Source organism: Nocardioides iriomotensis (assembly GCF_004168035.1).
GTDB lineage: Bacteria > Actinomycetota > Actinomycetes > Propionibacteriales > Nocardioidaceae > Nocardioides_B > Nocardioides_B iriomotensis.
The window spans coordinates 80224-98319 of the sequence record NZ_SDPU01000018.1 but is presented as its reverse complement, the minus strand read 5'-3'; the positions used below and the strand labels follow the sequence as shown (position 1 = coordinate 98319).

At 73.4% G+C, this 18096-nt stretch carries 21 protein-coding genes and 1 riboswitch; of the genes, 11 read left to right on the top strand and 10 right to left on the bottom strand.

Features of this window, described 5'->3' with window-relative positions:
* Positions 1-330: 330 nt before the first annotated feature.
* Positions 331-930 (top strand): NADPH-dependent FMN reductase, encoded by a 600-nt coding sequence (locus tag ETU37_RS06315; RefSeq protein WP_129986402.1) that lies wholly within the window; start codon positions 331-333, stop codon positions 928-930.
* Here the strand turns inward: ETU37_RS06315 and ETU37_RS06310 are convergent.
* Positions 855-1718: an ATP-grasp domain-containing protein gene (locus ETU37_RS06310; RefSeq protein ID WP_129986401.1), complete on the bottom strand. Its 864-nt coding sequence runs from the start codon at positions 1716-1718 to the stop codon at positions 855-857. The genes ETU37_RS06315 and ETU37_RS06310 overlap by 76 nt on opposite strands.
* 9 nt (positions 1719-1727) lie before the next feature.
* The gene (locus tag ETU37_RS06305) at positions 1728-2486 is read right to left on the bottom strand and encodes a nucleotidyltransferase domain-containing protein (protein ID WP_129986400.1); all 759 of its coding nucleotides are present in this window, start codon (positions 2484-2486) and stop codon (positions 1728-1730) included.
* Between the two features lie 134 nt (positions 2487-2620).
* Between ETU37_RS06305 and ETU37_RS06300 the strand changes: the two genes are divergently transcribed.
* Complete coding sequence (locus ETU37_RS06300; RefSeq protein WP_129986399.1) at positions 2621-2917, top strand: hypothetical protein; 297 nt, start codon at positions 2621-2623, stop codon at positions 2915-2917.
* Positions 2918-2940: 23 nt separating this feature from the next.
* Here ETU37_RS06300 and ETU37_RS06295 read toward each other — a convergent pair whose 3' ends face one another.
* Complete coding sequence (locus ETU37_RS06295) at positions 2941-3222, bottom strand: MoaD/ThiS family protein (RefSeq protein ID WP_129986398.1); 282 nt, start codon at positions 3220-3222, stop codon at positions 2941-2943.
* Positions 3223-3271: 49 nt separating this feature from the next.
* Entirely contained in the window at positions 3272-4549 is a 1278-nt protein-coding gene (thrC, locus tag ETU37_RS06290; protein ID WP_240755570.1) for a threonine synthase, read from the bottom strand.
* A gap of 10 nt (positions 4550-4559) precedes the next feature.
* Positions 4560-4710: riboswitch (SAM riboswitch) on the bottom strand.
* A gap of 83 nt (positions 4711-4793) precedes the next feature.
* Here thrC and ETU37_RS06285 point away from each other — a divergent pair.
* Positions 4794-5222 (top strand): hypothetical protein, encoded by a 429-nt coding sequence (locus tag ETU37_RS06285; RefSeq protein WP_129986397.1) that lies wholly within the window; start codon positions 4794-4796, stop codon positions 5220-5222.
* On the opposite strand, the gene otsB is transcribed toward ETU37_RS06285, so the two are convergent.
* The 3 genes from otsB to ETU37_RS06270 are packed head-to-tail and all read right to left on the bottom strand — an operon-like array spanning position 5188 to position 6871.
* On the bottom strand, positions 5188-6021 hold the full coding sequence (gene otsB / locus ETU37_RS06280; protein ID WP_129986396.1) for a trehalose-phosphatase: 834 nt from the start codon (positions 6019-6021) through the stop codon (positions 5188-5190). The two genes, ETU37_RS06285 and otsB, sit on opposite strands and share 35 nt — an antisense overlap.
* Before the next feature lie 41 nt (positions 6022-6062).
* The gene (locus tag ETU37_RS06275) at positions 6063-6563 is read right to left on the bottom strand and encodes a LytR C-terminal domain-containing protein (protein ID WP_129986395.1); all 501 of its coding nucleotides are present in this window, start codon (positions 6561-6563) and stop codon (positions 6063-6065) included.
* An 8-nt stretch (positions 6564-6571) separates the two neighbouring features.
* Entirely contained in the window at positions 6572-6871 is a 300-nt protein-coding gene (locus ETU37_RS06270) for a DUF3263 domain-containing protein (protein WP_129986394.1), read from the bottom strand.
* Between the two features lie 108 nt (positions 6872-6979).
* Here ETU37_RS06270 and ETU37_RS06265 point away from each other — a divergent pair, with 108 nt between their 5' ends.
* Complete coding sequence (locus tag ETU37_RS06265) at positions 6980-8074, top strand: Gfo/Idh/MocA family protein (protein WP_129986393.1); 1095 nt, start codon at positions 6980-6982, stop codon at positions 8072-8074.
* On the opposite strand, the gene ETU37_RS06260 is transcribed toward ETU37_RS06265, so the two are convergent.
* On the bottom strand, positions 8053-8520 hold the full coding sequence (locus ETU37_RS06260) for a hypothetical protein (protein WP_129986392.1): 468 nt from the start codon (positions 8518-8520) through the stop codon (positions 8053-8055). The genes ETU37_RS06265 and ETU37_RS06260 overlap by 22 nt on opposite strands.
* Positions 8521-8542: 22 nt before the next feature.
* On the opposite strand from ETU37_RS06260, the gene ETU37_RS06255 reads away from it, so the two are divergent.
* The 5 genes from ETU37_RS06255 to ETU37_RS06235 are packed head-to-tail and all read left to right on the top strand — an operon-like array spanning position 8543 to position 13477.
* On the top strand, positions 8543-9979 hold the full coding sequence (locus ETU37_RS06255; RefSeq protein WP_129986391.1) for an alpha,alpha-trehalose-phosphate synthase (UDP-forming): 1437 nt from the start codon (positions 8543-8545) through the stop codon (positions 9977-9979).
* Between the two features lie 2 nt (positions 9980-9981).
* Entirely contained in the window at positions 9982-10539 is a 558-nt protein-coding gene (locus tag ETU37_RS06250) for a HEAT repeat domain-containing protein (RefSeq protein ID WP_129986390.1), read from the top strand.
* Positions 10540-10584: 45 nt separating this feature from the next.
* Positions 10585-11754, top strand: coding sequence for an alpha/beta fold hydrolase (locus tag ETU37_RS06245; protein ID WP_206053760.1), 1170 nt, complete (start codon positions 10585-10587; stop codon positions 11752-11754).
* A 9-nt stretch (positions 11755-11763) separates the two neighbouring features.
* Positions 11764-12543 (top strand): ABC transporter permease, encoded by a 780-nt coding sequence (locus ETU37_RS06240; RefSeq protein WP_240755569.1) that lies wholly within the window; start codon positions 11764-11766, stop codon positions 12541-12543.
* 25 nt (positions 12544-12568) lie between these two features.
* Positions 12569-13477: an SGNH/GDSL hydrolase family protein gene (locus ETU37_RS06235; RefSeq protein ID WP_129986389.1), complete on the top strand. Its 909-nt coding sequence runs from the start codon at positions 12569-12571 to the stop codon at positions 13475-13477.
* Between the two features lie 79 nt (positions 13478-13556).
* Here ETU37_RS06235 and ETU37_RS06230 read toward each other — a convergent pair whose 3' ends face one another.
* Positions 13557-15125, bottom strand: coding sequence for a hypothetical protein (locus ETU37_RS06230; RefSeq protein WP_129986388.1), 1569 nt, complete (start codon positions 15123-15125; stop codon positions 13557-13559).
* An 83-nt stretch (positions 15126-15208) separates the two neighbouring features.
* Entirely contained in the window at positions 15209-16000 is a 792-nt protein-coding gene (locus ETU37_RS06225; protein ID WP_129986387.1) for a MerR family transcriptional regulator, read from the bottom strand.
* A gap of 53 nt (positions 16001-16053) precedes the next feature.
* Between ETU37_RS06225 and ETU37_RS06220 the strand changes: the two genes are divergently transcribed.
* A complete protein-coding gene (locus ETU37_RS06220; RefSeq protein WP_129986386.1) occupies positions 16054-17916 on the top strand; it encodes a hypothetical protein in 1863 nt (620 codons plus the stop codon).
* Entirely contained in the window at positions 17913-18062 is a 150-nt protein-coding gene (locus ETU37_RS23095; RefSeq protein WP_165372425.1) for a hypothetical protein, read from the top strand. Before ETU37_RS06220 ends, ETU37_RS23095 begins: the two co-directional genes overlap by 4 nt.
* Positions 18063-18096: the final 34 nt, after the last annotated feature.

Sequence of the window (18096 nt, the reverse complement as noted above, 5' to 3'; positions counted from 1 at the left end):
TTCGTAGTGGCACTCTCAGCCTGAGAGTGCTAACCAATTCTTAGCACTCGCACCCTGCGAGTGCAAGGCGAGCCCAGGAGGCCGCCTCGCGACCCTCCGCGGTCGCCACCACCACCGATCGGGCCACGGTCTAGACCATGAGGGATGGTGTATCCGGGCCATTGACCCCCCTTTCGGGGCCGAATTAGCCTGATCACACCTCGTGGGTGCGACGGGGTTTCGGCCGGGGCGGTGACTTCACCGCCCCGGCCTTTTTCGTGCGTCCTCAATTGTCTAGTCTTTGGATAGACATTAAGACATCGAGCTCCACGACAGGGAGGACCTCCCCCCATGAGCACCACCCCCGCTGCCAGCGCCGCCACCCCCGACAACCCGGCCGTGGTCGGGCTGGTCGGCAACCCTGCGCCCGGCTCACGGACGGCGCGGGTCAGCGCGCACGTCGTCGAGTCCGTCCGGGCCGCGCTCGACCTGCCCGCCGACGACACCGCCCTGATCGAGCTCGCCGACCGCGCGGGCGACGCCGCTGCCCAGGTCGCCGTGACGGACTCGCGGGTCCTGGTGGTGGCGACCCCGGCGTACAAGGGCTCCTTCACCGGCCTGCTCAAGCTCTTCCTCGACACGCTCGCCGGCGACGGGCTGCGGGGCACCGTCGTGGTCCCGGTGGTCGTCGCGGGGTCGCCGGTGCACGCGACGATGACCGACCTGCACCTGCGCTGGGTGCTGGGCGAGCTCGGCGGAACGCTGCCGGTGCCGTCGGTCGTGCTGACCGAGCGCCAGCTGGCCGAGCACGACGACGTGGCGGGCGCGGTCGGCGGCTGGCAGGACGCCCACCTGGCCGGCGTCGTCGCGGCGGTTCAGGCGGGCGCGTCGAGCAGGTCCACGACCAGGTCGGCGAACGCCCCGGCGTTGGCCGGCACCACCTCGAGGTAGAGCCCGGGCTCGGTGAGCTCGAGCTCGCTGAGCGCCAGCCGGCCGTCGGCCAGGCGCATCAGGTCGACGCGGGCGTAGGGCAGGGGCACGCCGAGCAGGTCCTCGGCCACCTGCACCGTCTCGACCGCGAGCTGGGCGGCCTCGGCGCTCACCGGCACCGGGACGGAGCTGCCGCCGAACTCCTCGTGCACGCGGATCTCGTCTCCGAGAGGGCGCTTCTGCACCTGCGAGACCACGTCGCCGCCGAACACGAACACGGACGTCTCGCCCTCGGTGCGCACCGAGTCGACCAGGGGTTGGACGACCCAAGGACCGACCTCGATGTGCGACTCGTCGAGTCCCTCGGGGCCGCCGGGCTGCCCGTCGAACACCACGACGCCGCGGCCACCCGCGCCGACGCGCGGCTTCACCACGGCCGGTGCGAACGCGGCGACAGCGGGAGCGATCTCCCCCTCCTCGTCGACCGCGACGGTCGGCACGACGGGCAGCGAGGTCTGCCCCATGTCGACGAGGTAGGCCTTGTCGGTGTTCCACGCGATCGCGTGCACGTCGTTGACCAACCGGTCCCCGACGCCGCGGCACCAGGCCAGGAAGTCGTCGCGCCGGCCGTCGTAGTCCCAGGTGCTGCGGACCATGACCAGCCGGGCCGCCGACCAGTCGACGGCCGGGTCGTCCCAGGCCGCGAAGCGGGCGCTCACCCCGCGCTCGGCCAGGGCGTCGAGGAGCAGGTCCCCGCCCGGCTCGCCCTCGGGGAGCTCGGCACAGGTCGCGAGCAGCACGTCAGCCATGACCGCAGGCTATCGGGACGAATCGGTCTCCCCACCCAGCCGGTGACCCACGAGCAACGGGCCGCCGACCCGCATCAGCACGTCGACCGCAGCCCGGTGCAGCACCGCGGTGTCGCCGTACACGACGACGTGCCGGTGCCCGTTGACCAGTCGCTCGGCCAGGTCGGGTTCGACCTGCCGCAGCGTCCGGGCCAGCGCCTTGCCCTTGCTCGACCAGTGCCCGCCCGCCACCAGCGCGAGCCGGGCGGTCTCGACCACGACCTCGTTGGCGAGGTACACCAGCTCGTCCTCCTGCTCGCTGCCCGCCATGTCGTCGAGCAGGTCGGTGAGCAGGTACCGCGCCATGGCCAGCTCGGCCTCGTCGTACGGCGCCGGCCCCGCGTCGAGCAGCTCGCGCGCCCGCGCCCGGAGCTCCGCGGCGATGCCGTCGTGGTCGACGAGCACCACGCTGTCGGCGACCAGCCGCATCATCGTCGGCACCCGCCGGGCGAGGTCCTTGGCCATGTAGTGCTCGAGGCTGGCCCGGTCGTGCACGAACGCCTCGACGACCCAGCCGTCGTGCTCGAGGGTGTCGCGGTACGGCGCGGTCAGCCCGCTCGACGCGACCACGACGCCCTGGTCGAGGACCACCGTGACGTCGAGGTCCGAGGTCGGGGTGCGGTGCTCGGTGAGCACGCTGCCGCCGACGAACGCCGCGGACGCCTCCGGGAAGTGGGCGCGCACGAACGCCGTCGCCGCCTCGACAGGCTCCGCCCGGTCCCCGTACACAGGTCCTTCCTACGGCCGAGAGGCCACATTCCCACCAGGATTCCAGGCGTGTCGCGCGCGAAGTGGCCCCTCGCGGGGAGAATTTTGCCTGGATTCGGGGTATCCGCACGGAGGAGCGAGCGCACACTGAGCGCGTGAAGGGTGTTCTGGTCACCGTCGCCGCGGTCGCGGCCACCGCCGTCGTCGGCACGGCCGTCCCGGTCGGCCTGACCCTCTCGGCCACCGGCAGCGAGCAGGCGCCCGCCGCGAAGGTCTCGGGCAAGCCGCAGCCGCACCCGCAGTCACAGAAGGAGCGCCGAGCCCACCTCGACGCCTGGAAGGCGTGGAAGAAGGAGCAGCAGAAGGCCTGGCGCGCCGACGACTCCCACGAGGGTCCGCCGCCGTGGGCGGGCGGTCCCTGGAAGACCGGTCCGGCCGCCTCGGCCCGCTGAGCGCGCTCAGCCCAGCGACAGGCTCAGGAGCTGCCCCCGGCGACCGCGGGGATGACCGAGACCTGGGTGCCCTCGGGCGTCTTGGTCTCGAGGTTCTCGAGGAACCGGACGTCGTCGTTGCCGACGTAGACGTTCACGAACCGGCGGATGGCGCCCTGGTCGTCGAGGATGCGCGCCTTGATCCCGGAGAAGTTCGCCTCCAGGTCGTCGATCACGTCGGCCAGCGTCGCGCCGTCGGCCGACACCTCCGACTCGCCGCCGGTGTAGGTGCGCAGGATGGTCGGGATGCGAACGCTGACGCTCATGGTGGCTCCTTGTTCCGAGAGGTAACGACGATAGGGCGACGGGCCGTGCTCAGGCGAGCCCGGTGGCGCGAAAGGCGTCGTACGACGGCGCGATGGTCGCGGCCGGACCGACCTGGTCCGCGACGGCGTCGAGCGTCTTGAGGCCCATGCCGGTGTTGATCACGACGGTCTCGAGGTCGGGGTCGAGCTGGCCGGTCTCGATGAGCTTCTTCAGCACGCCGACGGTGGTCCCGCCCGCGGTCTCGGTGAAGACGCCCTCGGTGCGGGCGAGCAGCAGGATGCCCTCACGAACCTCGTCGTCGGTGATGTCCTCGACCGCGCCACCGGTGCGCCGGCAGATGTCGAGGACGTAGATGCCGTCGGCGGGGTTGCCGATGGCCAGGCTCTTGGCGATGGTGTCGGGCTTCACGGGGCGGATCGCGTCGGTGCCGGTCTTGTAGGCGACCGAGACGGGCGAGCAGCCGGTGGCCTGGGCGCCGAAGACCTTGTAGGGCCTGTCCTCGACGAGGCCGAGCTTGATCAGCTCCTGGAACGCCTTGTCGACCTTGGTCAGCTGCGAGCCGGACGCGACCGGGATGACGATCTGGTCCGGCAGCCGCCAGCCGAGCTGCTCGGCGATCTCGTAGCCGAGCGTCTTGGAGCCCTCGGCGTAGAACGGCCGCACGTTGACGTTCACGAACGCCCAGCCGTCCTCCTCGCCCGCGATCTCGGAGGCGAGCTTGTTGACGTCGTCGTAGTTGCCGTCGACCGCGACGAGGTTGGGGGTGTACACCGCCGAGTTGACCTGCTTGGGCTTCTCCAGGTTGCTGGGGATGAACACGACGGTCTTGATCCCGGCCCGGGCGCCGGCCGCGGCGACCGCGTTGGCGAGGTTGCCGGTGGAGGGGCAGGCGAACACCTTCGCGTGCAGCTCGCGGGCGGCGCTCAGCGCGCAGGCGACGACGCGGTCCTTGAAGGAGTTGGTGGGGTTGGTCGAGTCGTCCTTCACCCACAGCTTGGTGAGGCCGAGCTCGGCCGCCAGGTTGTCGGCCCTGAGCAGCCGGGTGAAGCCGGGCTCGGTGTTGGGGCTCTCCTCGATGTCGCCGGGCACCGGGAGCAGCGCCTTGTAGCGCCAGATGTTGCGCGGCCCGGCGGCGATCTCCTCGCGGGTCACCGTCGGGAAGTCGTAGGCGACCTCGAGGGGCCCGAAGCACTCCGGACAGGCGTAGTGCGGACCGAGCTCGACCTCGTGGCCGCACTCGCGGCAGGACAGCGCGCGGGCGTTGCCGAAGGCCCCGTCGCGGAGGCCGGTGCTGGTCGTGGCCGGGTCGATGACTGACGTGCTCAAGGAGGCCTCCTTCTCATCTTCCCCCGCCCGGCTCTCGGACGAGGACGGAATTAGCACCGTGGCCGGGCCGGACCGGGCACCGTGTCTGGTGGTGCACCGGAGGTCTCGGCGGGTTGCCGGGGCTTCGTCGGGCCGTGTCCCTCTGCCCCTCTCGATGAGCAGGCACCACTGTAAGGAGCCGTCTCAGAATGTGCACATCGGCGCCACCATCCGAGACAAGGACGTCTCACGGCAGAATCGGCGCGTGCGCTGGTGGCGGGTGAAGGAGACGGTCAACGCCTTCAACCTGAGTACGGCGGTCGGGGTCGGCGTCGCCGCGGCGGGACGTGCCCGGCTCTCCCGCGGCCCGCGCGGGCTCCTGCTCGCGACGGGCTACCGGCTGCCGCAGCCGGCGGCGGCGGCGTTCACGGTCGGCAACGTCGTGGTCACCCGGCACGACGTCGCGTGGCTGGCGGAGCGGCCGCGGCTGCTGGCGCACGAGGAGCGGCACACCTGGCAGTACGCGGCGTGCCTCGGCCTGCCGCTGCTGCCGCTCTACGTGCTCGCGGCGGGCTGGTCGTGGGTCCGCGGCGGTGACGCCGGGACGCACAACGTGTTCGAGCGCGCGGCGGGGCTGGCCGACGGCGGCTACCCGACGGTCAGCGCGCGGCAGCGTCGGCGGCGAGCCGCCTGAGCAGGTCGAGCATGCCCTGCGGTCCGGGCACGACCACGTCGGCGACGTCGGCGAGCGCCTGCTCCTCGACCGAGCCGGAGCACACCAGCAGCGTCGGCAGGCCCTGCTCCCCCAACGCCCGGGCGGCCTCGAAGGCCTCCAGGTCGCCGAGGTCGTCACCACCGAACAGGACGCCACCGGCCCCGGTGGTGGCCACGACCTCGCGCAGCGCGTGGCCCTTGTGCATGCCGGGGGAGCGCACCTCGAGCACGAACTTGCCCGGCTCCAGGCCGAGCCCGTGCCGCTCGGCGGCGTCGGCAAGCCGCGGCTCGAGCCGCGCGAACGCATCGGCCGGTGCGTCGAGCCGTCGCGTGTGCACGGCCAGCGCGAGGCCCTTGTCCTCGACGAACGCATCGGCCGCGTCCTCGGCGGCGAGCAGGTCGGGCAGCTCGTCGGCGAAGGCGGCCAGGCCGGGTGGCACGTCGGGGCTGCGGAACTCGCGGGTCGTGGAGTCCCACTGCTCGTGGCCGTACTGCCCCCGGACCAGCAGCTCGGCCCCCGGCGACAGCCGGTCGGCGACGTCGTCGAGACGCCCGAGCTCGACGACCTGCCGGGCGGGGCGGCCGGTGATGATCGCGACCGCACGCACCTGGGCGGCGAGCCGGGCGAGCACCGCGGGCCCGTCGGGGTGCACGTGCGCCTGCGCCGGGTCGTCGACGATGGGCGCGAGCGTGCCGTCGAAGTCGAGGCCGACGACCGTCCGGTCGGCGACCGCCAGCAGGGCGTCGTACCGGGCGCGGGCCTGCTCCGGGAGGTCCATGCCCCCACCCTCGCACGCGCCGTGCGGCCGGCCTCGAGGGCTCAGCCGGTGAGGATGACCGTGAGGCGGTCGAGCCGCATCGGCGCGACGGCCGGCATCAGCCGGTTGACGCCGAGGTCCTTGCCCAGCAGCCGCGCGGCGGCCTTGAGCCGCGGCGGGTAGTAGACCGTGCTGGCCGGGATGGTGCCGACCCAGTTGTCGGAGCCGACGACCTGCCAGCCGGCGTCGGAGGCCCGCGTCGCCGTGCGGCCGGCCAGGCCGGAGATGTTGGTGTTGTTGTAGACCTCGACGTACACCTTGGCGCGCTCGACCGCCGGCTTGCGCGGCTTCGGCTTCACCGGTTCCTTCGTCACGGTCGGCTCGGGAGCCGTGGACGTCGGGGTCTCGACGGGCGTCGACGCCACCACGGGCCGCGCGGTCTCGACGGGCTCCTTCTTCGGCGAGGTCGCGAAGAAGGCGATGCCGGCGGCCACGACCGCGACGGTCGAGAGCAGGGCGAGCGAGGAGGTGAGCGCGAGGCCGCGCTCGTCACGGCCGAGCATGGGCGCGCTCAGACCTCGAAGCCGAGACGCCGCGCGGAACGGGCGCGCTGGCGGGCGGCGCGCAGTCGACGCAGGCGACGCACGAGCAGCGGGTCGAAGACGAGCGCCTCCGGGCGGTCGATCAGGGCGTTGAGCACCTGGTAGTAGCGCGTGGACGACATGTCGAACTTCTCCCGGACGGCCTGCTCCTTGGCCCCGGCGTACTTCCACCACTGACGCTCGAAGTTGAGGATCTCGCGGTCGCGCTCGGACAGCTCCTCGGTGGCGCCTCCGCTGGCGGCGACCTCGTGGGCGTTCGCGGCGTCCATGTGGCACTCCCCGGCTCGTGTGGTGTCTCGTGTGTCGACAGCGCTCATCGTAGGTGACGAATCCCAACGATGTCATTCAACCCGGCCGCGGCGCGGCACAATGCTCGAATGCAGTCGAACCAGGCATCGCGGCCGGTCCCGAACGTACCCACCCCGCTGCCCGTCAACCTCCCCGACCCCCAGGTCCAGGCCGGTCCCGTGCGGGCCGAGCCGCTCCCGGCGGACCGTCCCGTCCGCTGGGGGATCCTGGCCACCGGGAAGATCGCGGGCGGGTTCGCCGGCAACCTGGCGCACCTGCCGGACGCCGAGGTCGCGGCGGTCGGCGCGCGGCGGCTGGAGTCCGCGGAGGCGTTCGCCCGGCAGCACGGCGGTCGCCCCCACGAGGGCTACGAGGCGCTGGTCGCGGACCCCGCCGTGGACGTCGTGTACGTCGCCTCGCCGCACGCGCTGCACAAGGAGCACGTGCTGCTCGCGTTCGAGGCCGGCAAGCCGGTCCTGTGCGAGAAGGCCCTCACCCTCACCGCCGACGACGCGGCGTACCTCGTGGCCCAGGCGCGCGAGCGCGGCCTGTTCTTCATGGAGGCCATGTGGATGCGCTGCAACCCGCTGATCCGGCGGATCCAGCAGCTCCTCGCCACCGGTGAGCTGGGCCCGGTCACCCAGGTCCGCGCCGATCTCGGCTTCCGCGTCGACCACCCGCCGACCGACCGGCTGCTCGACCCCGCGCTCGGCGGCGGTGCGCTGCTCGACATGGGCGTCTACCCCGTGACCTTCGCGCACCTGTTCCTCGGCCATCCCGACAAGGTCGCCGCGGTGGCGGCGCTCTCCGAGGCCGGCGCCGACCTCAACCTCGCGATGTCGTTCGGCTACGCGTCCGGCGCGGTCGCCGCGCTGACCGCCTCGATGGTCGGGCCGTCGCCGTGCACGGCGTCGATCGCCACCGACCGCGGGCGCTTCGACCTGCCCGAGGGCTTCCACCACCCGGTCACCGCGACCTGGACCAGCGAGGACCACGTCGAGACGATCGAGGCGCCGGTGATCGGCTCCGGGCTGGCCAACGAGGCGCTCGAGGTGATGCGCTGCCTGCGCAACGGCGAGACCGAGAGCCCGCTCGTGCCGCTCGACGAGACCGTCGACCTGATGCGGCTGATGGACGACGTGCGACGCCAGGTCGGCGTGGTCTACGCGGCCGACCGGTCCTGACGGACCGCGTTGCCGACCGTCCAGGCGACGCTGAGCAGGGCCATCAGCGGCACCAGCACCCACCACCACGCCTCCGGCCAGTGGTGGCCCTCCACCAGCTCCCAGGTCTCCTTGCACGCGATCAGGAACGCCCCGGCACCGACGATCAGCCAGCCCCGGGCCTTCCCGATGTAGGAGACCAGCACCTCGTGGTCCGCGTCGCTGAGCGCATCCACGACCGCCCGCCGGTGCACGTCCTGCCGGCGCCGCGAGAGGAGGAGCCGCGCCGGCGGCACCAGCCACCACCACCGCGACAGCGGCGGCGGCGCGGGGACGGCACTGGCCAGTCCGCGGACCCGGTCGAACTCGAGCTCCTCCTCCTGCAGCTCCAGGACCGCCTGGTAGACCGGTCCGGCCACGAGCAGCCAGGCACCGAGGAAGCTGCACCACAGGATCAGCTCGTGCACGTCTGCAGGTTAGGTTGGAGAGGTGAGCGCTCACCAGGCCGACTTCGTGGTCGTCGCCAACCGGCTCCCCGTGGACCGGGTGGTCAACGACGACGGCTCGGTGGACTGGCGGCGCTCCCCCGGCGGCCTCGTCACCGCGATCGAGCCGGTGATGCGCGCCAACGACGGCGCCTGGATCGGCTGGTCGGGAGGCACCGACACCGACGTGGAGCCGTTCGTCGAGGACGAGATGACGCTCGTCCCGGTCCCGGTCAGCGCGCAGGAGGTCGAGGAGTTCTACGAGGGCTTCTCCAACGCCACGCTCTGGCCGCTCTACCACGACGTCGTCGCCAAGCCCGCGTTCCACCGCGAGTGGTGGGAGTCGTACGTCGCGGTCAACCGGCGGTTCGCCGACCGCGCCGCGGAGGTGGCCGCCGAGGAGGCCACGGTGTGGGTGCAGGACTACCAGCTCCAGCTCGTCCCGGCGATGCTGCGCGAGCAGCGGCCCGACCTGCGCATCGGTTTCTTCCTGCACATCCCGTTCCCGCCCGCCGAGCTGTTCCAGCAGCTGCCCTGGCGCCGCCAGCTGCTCGAGGGCCTGCTCGGTGCCGACCTGGTCGGCTTCCAGCGGCCCAACAACGCGCAGAACTTCGTCCGCCTGGTGCGCCAGCGGGTCGGGCACAAGACCCACCGCGACCTCGTCTACCTGCCCGACGGGCGGATGGTGCAGGCGGCGGCGTTCCCGATCTCCATCGACAGCGCCGGGCTCGAGGAGCTCGCCCGCACCGACGCCGTGGAGCAGCGCGCGAAGGAGATCCGCGAGCAGCTCGGCAACCCCCGGCACGTCCTGCTCGGGGTCGACCGACTCGACTACACCAAGGGCATCTACAACCGGCTCCGCGCCTTCGGCGAGCTCATCGAGGAGGGCGAGGTCTCGGTCGAGGACGCCGTCTTCGTGCAGGTCGCCACCCCGTCGCGCGAGCGCGTCGAGCAGTACCGCATCCTCCGCGATGACATCGACCGGCTGGTCGGCCGGATCAACGGCGACCTCGGCCGGATCGGCCGCCCGGCGATCCACTACATCCACAACTCGCAGCCACGCGAGGAGATGGCCGCTCTGTTCCGCGCCGCGGACGTGTGCGTGGTGACCCCGCTGGCCGACGGGATGAACCTGGTCGCCAAGGAGTACGTCGTGTCGCGCTACGACAACGACGGCGCGCTCGTGCTCTCGGAGTTCGCGGGCGCCGCCGGCGAGCTGCGCCAGGCGTTCCTGCTCAACCCCTACGACATGAACGGCATGAAGGAGGTCATCCTCGCCGCCATGCGCGCCGAGCGGTCCGAGCGCACCAAGCGGATGAGGGCGATGCGCAAGACGGTCAAGGAGAACGACGTGACCCGCTGGGCGACGAAGTACCTCGACGCGCTGTCCCACGTCCGCCCCTCCCACCACAAGCAGGTGCGGCCCGCCGGCGAGCGCTGACCGTGCCCGGCGCGCTGCCCGAGCCCGACAAGCGCGACACCCCGCGCGACCGCCTCGCCCGGCTGGCCGCGCACCTCGGCGAGGCCGAGGCCGCCCGCCGCTGCGCCTCCCTCCTCGCCGCGGCGACACCCCCGCAGGAGCGCGACGACCAGGCCACGCTGCGCTACCTCGGCGGGCCGTCGGGCGACGCCGTCCTGGCGGGGTCACCGTCCTGGCGGCCCTACTGGTCCCGGGTCTGGGCGGCGCGCGGCCTGCTCTACGTGTGGCACGACGAGGCCTCCGCGGCGGTGCTCGACGGGCTGGCCGACCAGGCGTGGCGGGTGGCGGAGATGTGCCTCAAGGTCAGCGCGCTGCGGGAGCTGCCGGCCGGCGACGACGCCGTACGCCTGACCGGGCACGAGCTCCCCCGGGTCCGGGCGGCGGCGGTGCGGGCGCTCGGCGCCGCCGGCGACGTCGAGCACGTGGCGGCGGTCGAGGACGCGCTCACCGACGAGGCGGAGGAGGTGCGCCGCGCCGCGCACCGGGCACTCGAGGGGATGCGGAGCCGGTTGGACCTGTGAGCGAGGTCGCTGCGCACACAGGTGACTCGCTGGTAACTTCCGCGCATGGATCTGATCCCGTCCCCGGACCAGATCGTCTCCGCAGCCGCGAACGTCGCCCACAAGATGTTGTACGGCGGCCTGGCCGATCTGCGACCGATGCCCCGCACGCTCATCGACGACGGCGTGCTGCGCGAGCTGTACCACTACCGCCCGGCCGGCACCGGGGCCCGGCCGCACGAGGACGGCGACCCGGTCCTGCTCGTCACCCCGCTCGCGGCGCCCGCGCTCTGCTACGACCTGCGCCGCGGCTGCTCCATGGTCGAGCACCTCGTGCAGGCCGGGCGCCCGACGTACGTCGTGGAGTACGGCGAGGTCTCCTTCGCCAACCGCGCGCTCGGCATGGAGCACTGGGTCGACGAGGTCGTGCCGTGCGCGATCCGGGAGGTGAGCCGGCATGCCGGCGACCGGCCGGTGCACGTCGTGGGCTGGAGCCTCGGCGGGATCTTCGCGCTGCTGACGGCGGCCGACCAGCCGGACCTGCCGATCGCGTCGCTGGCCACCATCGGCTCGCCGATCGACGTCACCCAGGTGCCGCTGGTGGCACCCATCCGGCCCTTCCTCGGCCTGGCCGGCGAGCGGGCCGGCCTCGTCACGCAGGCCTACCGGCTGATGGGCGGCGCCCCCAAACCGCTCGTGCGCCGCGCGTTCCAGCTGTCCAGCGTCAACAAGCTGGTGACCAAGCCCGTCGCGATCGCGGCCAAGCTCGACGACCGGGACTTCCTCGCCCAGGTCGAGGCCGTCGACCGGTTCACCGCCAACATGATCGCCTACCCCGGCCGCACGTTCGGGCAGCTCTACCACCGCCTGCTCAAGGGCAACCAGCTCGCCGGCGGCGTGGTCGGCATGGACGACCGCGAGATCTCGCTCGCCGACCTGCGGGTGCCGCTGCTGGCGTTCGGCGGCGCCTCCGACGGCATCGCTCCGGTGGCGTGCGTGCAGCCGGTCGCGGACCTGGTGCCGAACGTGCCCGACTTCCGGTTCGAGGTCGTGCCCGGCGGCCACCTCGGCATGCTCACCGGCCGGGCGGCCCGGACGACCACCTGGCGGATCCTCGACGAGTGGATCGACCGGCACAGCGGACGGGAGTCCCGCGCCACCACCGCGATCGGCACCGACCGCCGGCGCCGCTACCCCTCCGCGTCGAGCCGCGGCCTGTCCGCGGCCCGACGGTAACGTCGCCGCGTGCACCTCGCCGCGACGGCCACCCCGCAGCCCGACCTCCGGCTCGCCGTCGTCCTGGTCCTGCTCGTCGCCCTGGCGATGACGGCGTCGTACGTCGGCCGGCTGGGCGTCGAGCGCAACCACCTCACCGCCGCCGTCCGCGCCGTCGTGCAGCTCGCGCTCGTCTCGCTGGTGATCACGGTCGCGCTGCGGTCGCTGTGGCTGTCGCTGGCCTTCGTCGCCGTGATGTTCCTGGTCGCCGCCGTGACCTCGCAGGGCCGGCTCGGCGTGCCGCGGACGTCGCTGCCGTGGGTGATGCTCGCGGTCGCCGCGGGCGCCGTGCCGGTGCTCGTCCTGGTGCTTGCGTCGGGCGTCGTGCCGTTCAACGGGCCCGGCGTGCTGCCCATCGCGGGTATCGTCATCGGCAACACGATGACCGCCGCGACGCTGACCGGACGGCGCGCGTTCGACGAGATCACCGGTCACTTCGGCAGCTACGAGGCCGGCCTCGCGCTCGGCCTCGACAGCCCGGCCGCGGCCTACGAAGTGGTGCAGCCGACCGCGAAGGAGGCCCTGACGCCGGGCCTCGACCAGACCCGGACCGTCGGTCTGGTGACGCTGCCCGGCGCGTACATCGGCGTACTGCTCGGCGGCGGGACCGCGCTCGAGGCGGGTGCCGCGCAGGTGCTGGTGCTGCTCGGGCTGATGGCCGGGCAGGCTTTGACGGCCGCCGTACTGTTGCGGCTGGTCGCCGGGGCCCGGCTCGTGCGCGCGGACCTGGCCGGCCGCTACCCCCGCTGACGCCGGCCGCCTGGAGGTGACAACCGTGCGACTCGTCACCGCCGCCCTGGTCGCCCTCCTCGCGCTGACCGGCTGCTCCGCGGCCCCGCAGGAGACCCCGGCCGCGCCGCTCTCCGGCGCGGCCGCACCGGAGCAGGCCGGGAACCTCGACGACGCCGCACCGCCGCAGCGGTACGTCGCGCTCGGCGACTCGTTCACCGCCGCGCCGCTGGTGCCGATGACCGAGCTGGAGACCGGCTGCTTCCGCTCCGACGGCAACTACCCGTCGCTGCTCGCGGACGCGCTCGGGCTGCGGCTGACCGACGTCAGCTGCTCCGGAGCCAGCACCCGCGACCTGGTGCGGCGCCAGTCGACGGTGCAGCAGGCGAGCGCGCCGCCCCAGCTGCGCGTCCTCGACGACCGCACGGACCTCGTGACGGTCGGCATCGGCGGCAACGACTTCGGCCTGTTCGGCGGGCTCGTCCGGACCTGCCTGCAGCTGCGCTCCAGCGACCCGACCGGCGCGCCGTGCGCCACCTCGGCGCTCGGCGAGCGGCTCGTGTCCCGCATCCCCGACATCGGCCGGAACGTCGAGCGCTCGCTGCGGCGCATCGAGCAGCGCGCGCCCAACGCGCGCGTCATCCTGGTCGGCTACCCGCGGATCGCCCCCAGCGACGGGGCGTGCCCGCGGCTCCTGCCGTTCGCCGACGGCGACGTGTCGTTCGGCGACCGGGTGCTGCGCGAGCTCGACGCGTCCCTGCGTGGCGCCGCCGACGCCGCCGGCGTGGACTACCTCGACCTCTACACCGCGTCCGCCGGACACGACGTCTGCTCGGCCCGGCCCTGGGTGAACGGGCGGCAGACCCAGCCGGGTGTCGCCCTCGCGTTCCACCCGCTCGCGACCGGGGCGCGGGCCACCGCGACGCTGCTCGAGGACCTGGTCGCGCGCTCCTGACGGACGACAACGATTCGTCTGCGGTCTACGGGGTGATTCACACGGGCGATTGGCAGACGAATCGTTGTGCGAGCCGGGATCAGCGCAGGGCGCGGGCGAGGCAGTCGCGCCAGAAGGCCAGCTCGGCCGCGTCCGGGTCGCGCTCCTCGACGAACCCGACGCGCCGCTCGAGTGCCGCGACCGCGGTCTCGGTGTCGCGGGCGTCGAGGGCGAGGAGTCCCAGCACCCCGTCGGCCTGCGGCGACCCGGGGCTCGTGAGGTCCAGCACCTCGCCGGTGAGCCGGCTGCCGTGCAGCAGGTGGTCGCGCACGACGGGGTAGCTGCCGAGGTCGTCGAGGAACGGCACGACGACCTCGGTGACGCGGTCGGCCATCGCCAGCAGGCCGTCTCGCCCCTCGGTCACGAAGTCGTCGACGAGCCGGACGTCGAGGTGCACGTCGCGGGTCCTGTCCATCGGCACGTGCCGCGGTTCGTCGGGCGGGTGCGCGGCCGCGAAGCGGGTGCCGAACGTCAGCCGCGGCCGGCCGTCGTGGATGCCGATCGCGAGCAGGTCGAGCCGGTCGAGGTGCCGGCGCCGCAGCAGCGTGCCGCTGCCGGCGAAGCCGTGCTCGCGCGCGACCGGGGCGACGAGCCGGCGCACCTCCTGCTCGACCGCCGCGCGTCGCCGCCGAGGCGCGGCGTCGGCCTTCCGTCGTACGTCGGACGCCTTCGCGCGCCGCAGCAGCTCGTTGCGGCGTTCGCTCGCGTCGGTCTCGCCGAGAAGGAGCCCGACCCGGGCGACGAGGTCGCGCCGCGTGAGGTCCTCAAGGAGCGCCTGGAGCTCCGCGCGGTCGGCGCTGGCGTCGCGTGCGCCGAGCACGTCGATCGCGGCGGTCGCCACCTTCAGCGCCAGCGCCTCGGTCGCACCCGGCAGACCACTGGTCGCGGCCCCGCGCCGGGCGAGTGCTCCGAGGAGGAACGGCAGCCGGTCGTCGTCCACGTGCTGCGCCGCGAAGACGCTCGCGCGGACGAGGTCGTCGTTGCCCGGGCAGAAGAGCCGGCCGGGCAGCGCCCGGTCGGCGTCCGATGCGCGCCGCAGCCAGCCGACCACCAGGGCGCGGGCCGGCTCCGGGTGGACCGCGTCGGCCATCGCGGCGTGCCACGTCTTCGACGGGCGCTTGGAGCCGAGGTCGCCGACGAGCCGCACGACCGGTGCGACCGCGTCGGCGGGGAGCTCGCGGGCGAGGTCGCGCGCGCGGGCGCCCCAGCCGTCCCCGTCGCGGACCAGCGAGAGGTCCAGCAGGGCCGGCGGCGAGGCCGCGACGAGCACCCGCCGTACCCGGGCCTGCATGTCGGGTACCCGCCACCGGTGCACGGCGACGGTGTCGAGCCAGTCGCGGGTCGCGGCGAGCGCGTCCACCAGCGCGGCGTCGGCCTCACCGGCGGAGCAGACCCGGTGCGCGGCACCGAGGGCGATCCCGACGTGCAGGTCGTTGAAGTCCGACCGGCAGCGCGCCACGTCGAGCGCCGTCGTCGCGGTGCCGGCCGACCACGGGAGCCGGAAGCGACGCAGGCGGTCGATCTCCTGCCGCTCGCTGAGCCCGATGTCCTCGAGCGCCATCAGCCGCAGCAGCGCGGCGAGGCGCGCCTGGTCGCTCTGGTCCCCCATGTCGGCAGTATCGGACGGTTCGGACCGGTTCGTCTGCGGTTCGCCTGCCTGAATCACCCGAAAGCCGCAGGACAAATCGTTTGTCAGCGCCCTCGCCGGCGGCCGGTGCGGGCGAGCTCACGCCCGAAGGCCTCGCCGACCCGCTCGCCCATGACCACCTCGAACGCGCCGACGAGCGCCTCGGTGGCGAGCTGCCGGACCTCCTCCAGCGAGGCCTGCACCTGCGGCCACTGCTCCTGCGGCTGCCCGGCCTCGGCGAACGGCGTCCAGACCCGGGACAGGAACAGGTCGAGGTAGAGCTTGGCGACGCCCTCGGCGTGCCTGCGCAGCTGGGCGACCACGTCGAGCGCCTCGTGGGCGGTGAGGCCGAGAGTCTCGACGGCGTGCTCACCGGCCCGGATCAGCCGGGGCGCGAGCTCCTCGAAGTGCTCGTCGTCGACCTGCCGCAGCAGGCCGAGCTTGATCGCCCGCTCCAGCAGGGAGGCGGCACCTGCCAGGTCGTCGCCGACGTCGAACCGCTCCGCGAGCTCGGCGACGTCGACGATCGCGCCCTCGGTGTCGCCGAACATCGTGCGCACCGACCGGGTGAACCGCAGCAGGTCGGAGTCGGAGCGGCCGCCCTCGTCGAGCATCCGGGCGATGCTGTGCAGCTTGAAGCCCTCGCTCTGCAGGTCCTGGATCAGCTGGATCCGGTCGACGTGGCGCTGGTCGTAGTAGCCGGTGCGCCCGCGGACGTCGGGCGGCGGGAGGAGCTTGCGGGACTGGTACGAGCGCAGCGACCGGACGGTGATGCCGGTACGGCGGGAGAGCTCCTCGATCACGAAGCCGCCGACGCTGTCCCCGGTCTCCTCGCTCCGGACGGTGCTCTCGCTCACGGATCCGACCCTAACCCTTGCCAATGTGACATTCGATGATGTTACATAAAAACATGTCACGTTCTTCGGAGCTCGTCCTGCTGGCCGCCGGCTCGGCCGCGTCGGCCGGATCGACGACCGACCGCCCCGCCGGCGCGGCCCCGCTCGACCAGGTGCTGATCGCCACCGGCTCGGCGGCGATCCTCTGCCTGGCGCTCGGCGCCCTGGTCCTCGCGCACCGCCGCGGCCAGCTCACCGTCCTCGGCACGGCGACCGACTGGCTCGAGCGGCAGCGCTGGACCGGCGACCTCGCGGGCTGGGCGATCCTGCCCCTGCTCACCGCGATGCTGTCGCTGGTCACCGCGCTGCTCGGGATGTACTGGGACATCGCCCTGCACATCGCGTTCGGCCGCGACGCGGGCCCGCTGGCCAACCCGGCGCACTACCCGATCATGTTCGGCCTCTACGGCATCTCCGCCTCGGGCGTGCTGGCCTGCGCCCTCCCCCGCGGCGACGAGGCCGGTCCGGCCGGCGTCCAGCTCACCCGCTCGTGGCGGGCACCGGTCGGCGGCGTGCTGCTCGCGTGCGCCGGCTCCTACGCCCTGCTCGGCTTCCCCCTCGACGACATCTGGCACCGGATCTTCGGCCAGGACGTCACGCTCTGGGGACCGACGCACCTGATGCTCATCGGCGGCGCCGGCCTGTCGCTGGTCGCGATGGCGATCCTGTTCCAGGAGGGCCGGCACGCGCTGGCGCCCGTCGCCGGCAACCCTCGGCCGGTGCACCGCTACGTGCTCCAGGCGTTCCTGGCCGGCGGCATGCTGATCGGGCTGTCGGTGTTCCAGGCCGAGTTCGACTTCGGCGTCCCGCAGTTCCGGCTCGTGCTGCAGCCGCTGCTCATCGCGTCCGCCGCGGCCCTGTCGCTGGTGTTCGCGCGGCTGTGGATCGGCCGCGGCGGCGCGCTCGCGGCGGTCGGCTTCTACCTGCTCGTGCGCGGCGGCGTCAGCGTCGTCGTCGGCCCCGGCCTCGGCGAGCTCTGGGCGACCGTCCCGCTGTACGTCGCCGAGGCGGTGCTCGTCGAGCTCGCCGCGGTCCAGCTGGCGCACCGCCCGCTCACCCTCGGCGCCGTCGCCGGCGGCCTGATCGGCACGGTCGGCTTCGCGGCCGAGTACGCCTGGACCCAGGTCGCGTTCCCGTTGCCCTGGACGACCGACGTGCTGTCCGAGGGCCTGCCGATGGCGCTCGCGGGCGGTCTGGCCGGCGGCCTCCTCGGCGGCCTGCTCGTCCGCGGTCTCCGGCACGATCTGCCGGCCCGCCGTACCACGCTGGCGCTGTTCGCCGGCTCCCTCGCCGCGATCGCGGCGACCACGACCAACGGCGTGGTCGAGTCCGTCCCCGACGACCTGACCGCGACGCTCAGCGTCACCGACCGCGCCGGCTCCGGTGTGGACGAGGAGGCGCGCGTCGAGGTGCGGTTCGACCAGCCGCCCGTCCAGGGCACACCCGCCTGGCTGACGGTCACCGCCTGGCAGGGCGGCGCCTCCCGCGACCTCCGCGTGGTCGACCTGGAGCGGGTCGACGCCACGACGTACCGGACCCCCGAGCGGGTGCCGGTCGGCGGCTCGTGGAAGACGCTCGTCCGGGTGCAGGACGGTCGCGACATCTCCGGCGTCGCGGTGTACATGCCCGCGGACCGCGTGCTCGACGAGCCCGAGGTCACCGCGAAGGCCGCGACCCGGCCGGCCGTCGACGAGAAGCTGATCCTCCAGCGCGAGCTCAACGACGACGTCCCCGGCTGGCTGTGGGGCGCGGCGGGGCTCGTGGTCCTGGTCTGCTCGCTCGCGCTGGCCATCGGGCTCGGCTGGGGCGTGCGGCGCTTCTCGGAGTCCACGGCCAGTGGCACCACTGCCGACGACCGCGAGGAGGTCCCGGCGTGACGAGCATCCCGGCGGTCCCGGTGCTGCACCTGGGGCCCCTGCACGGGTTCGAGTGGGTGTTCATCCTGCTGCTGGCGTTCGGGCCGCTGCTCGCCGCGGTCGGCGTGGTGCTGGCGATCCGGCACCGCGAGGAGCCCCCGCTGTAACGCGGGGTTATGGACGCTCAACAAGCGGAATTCC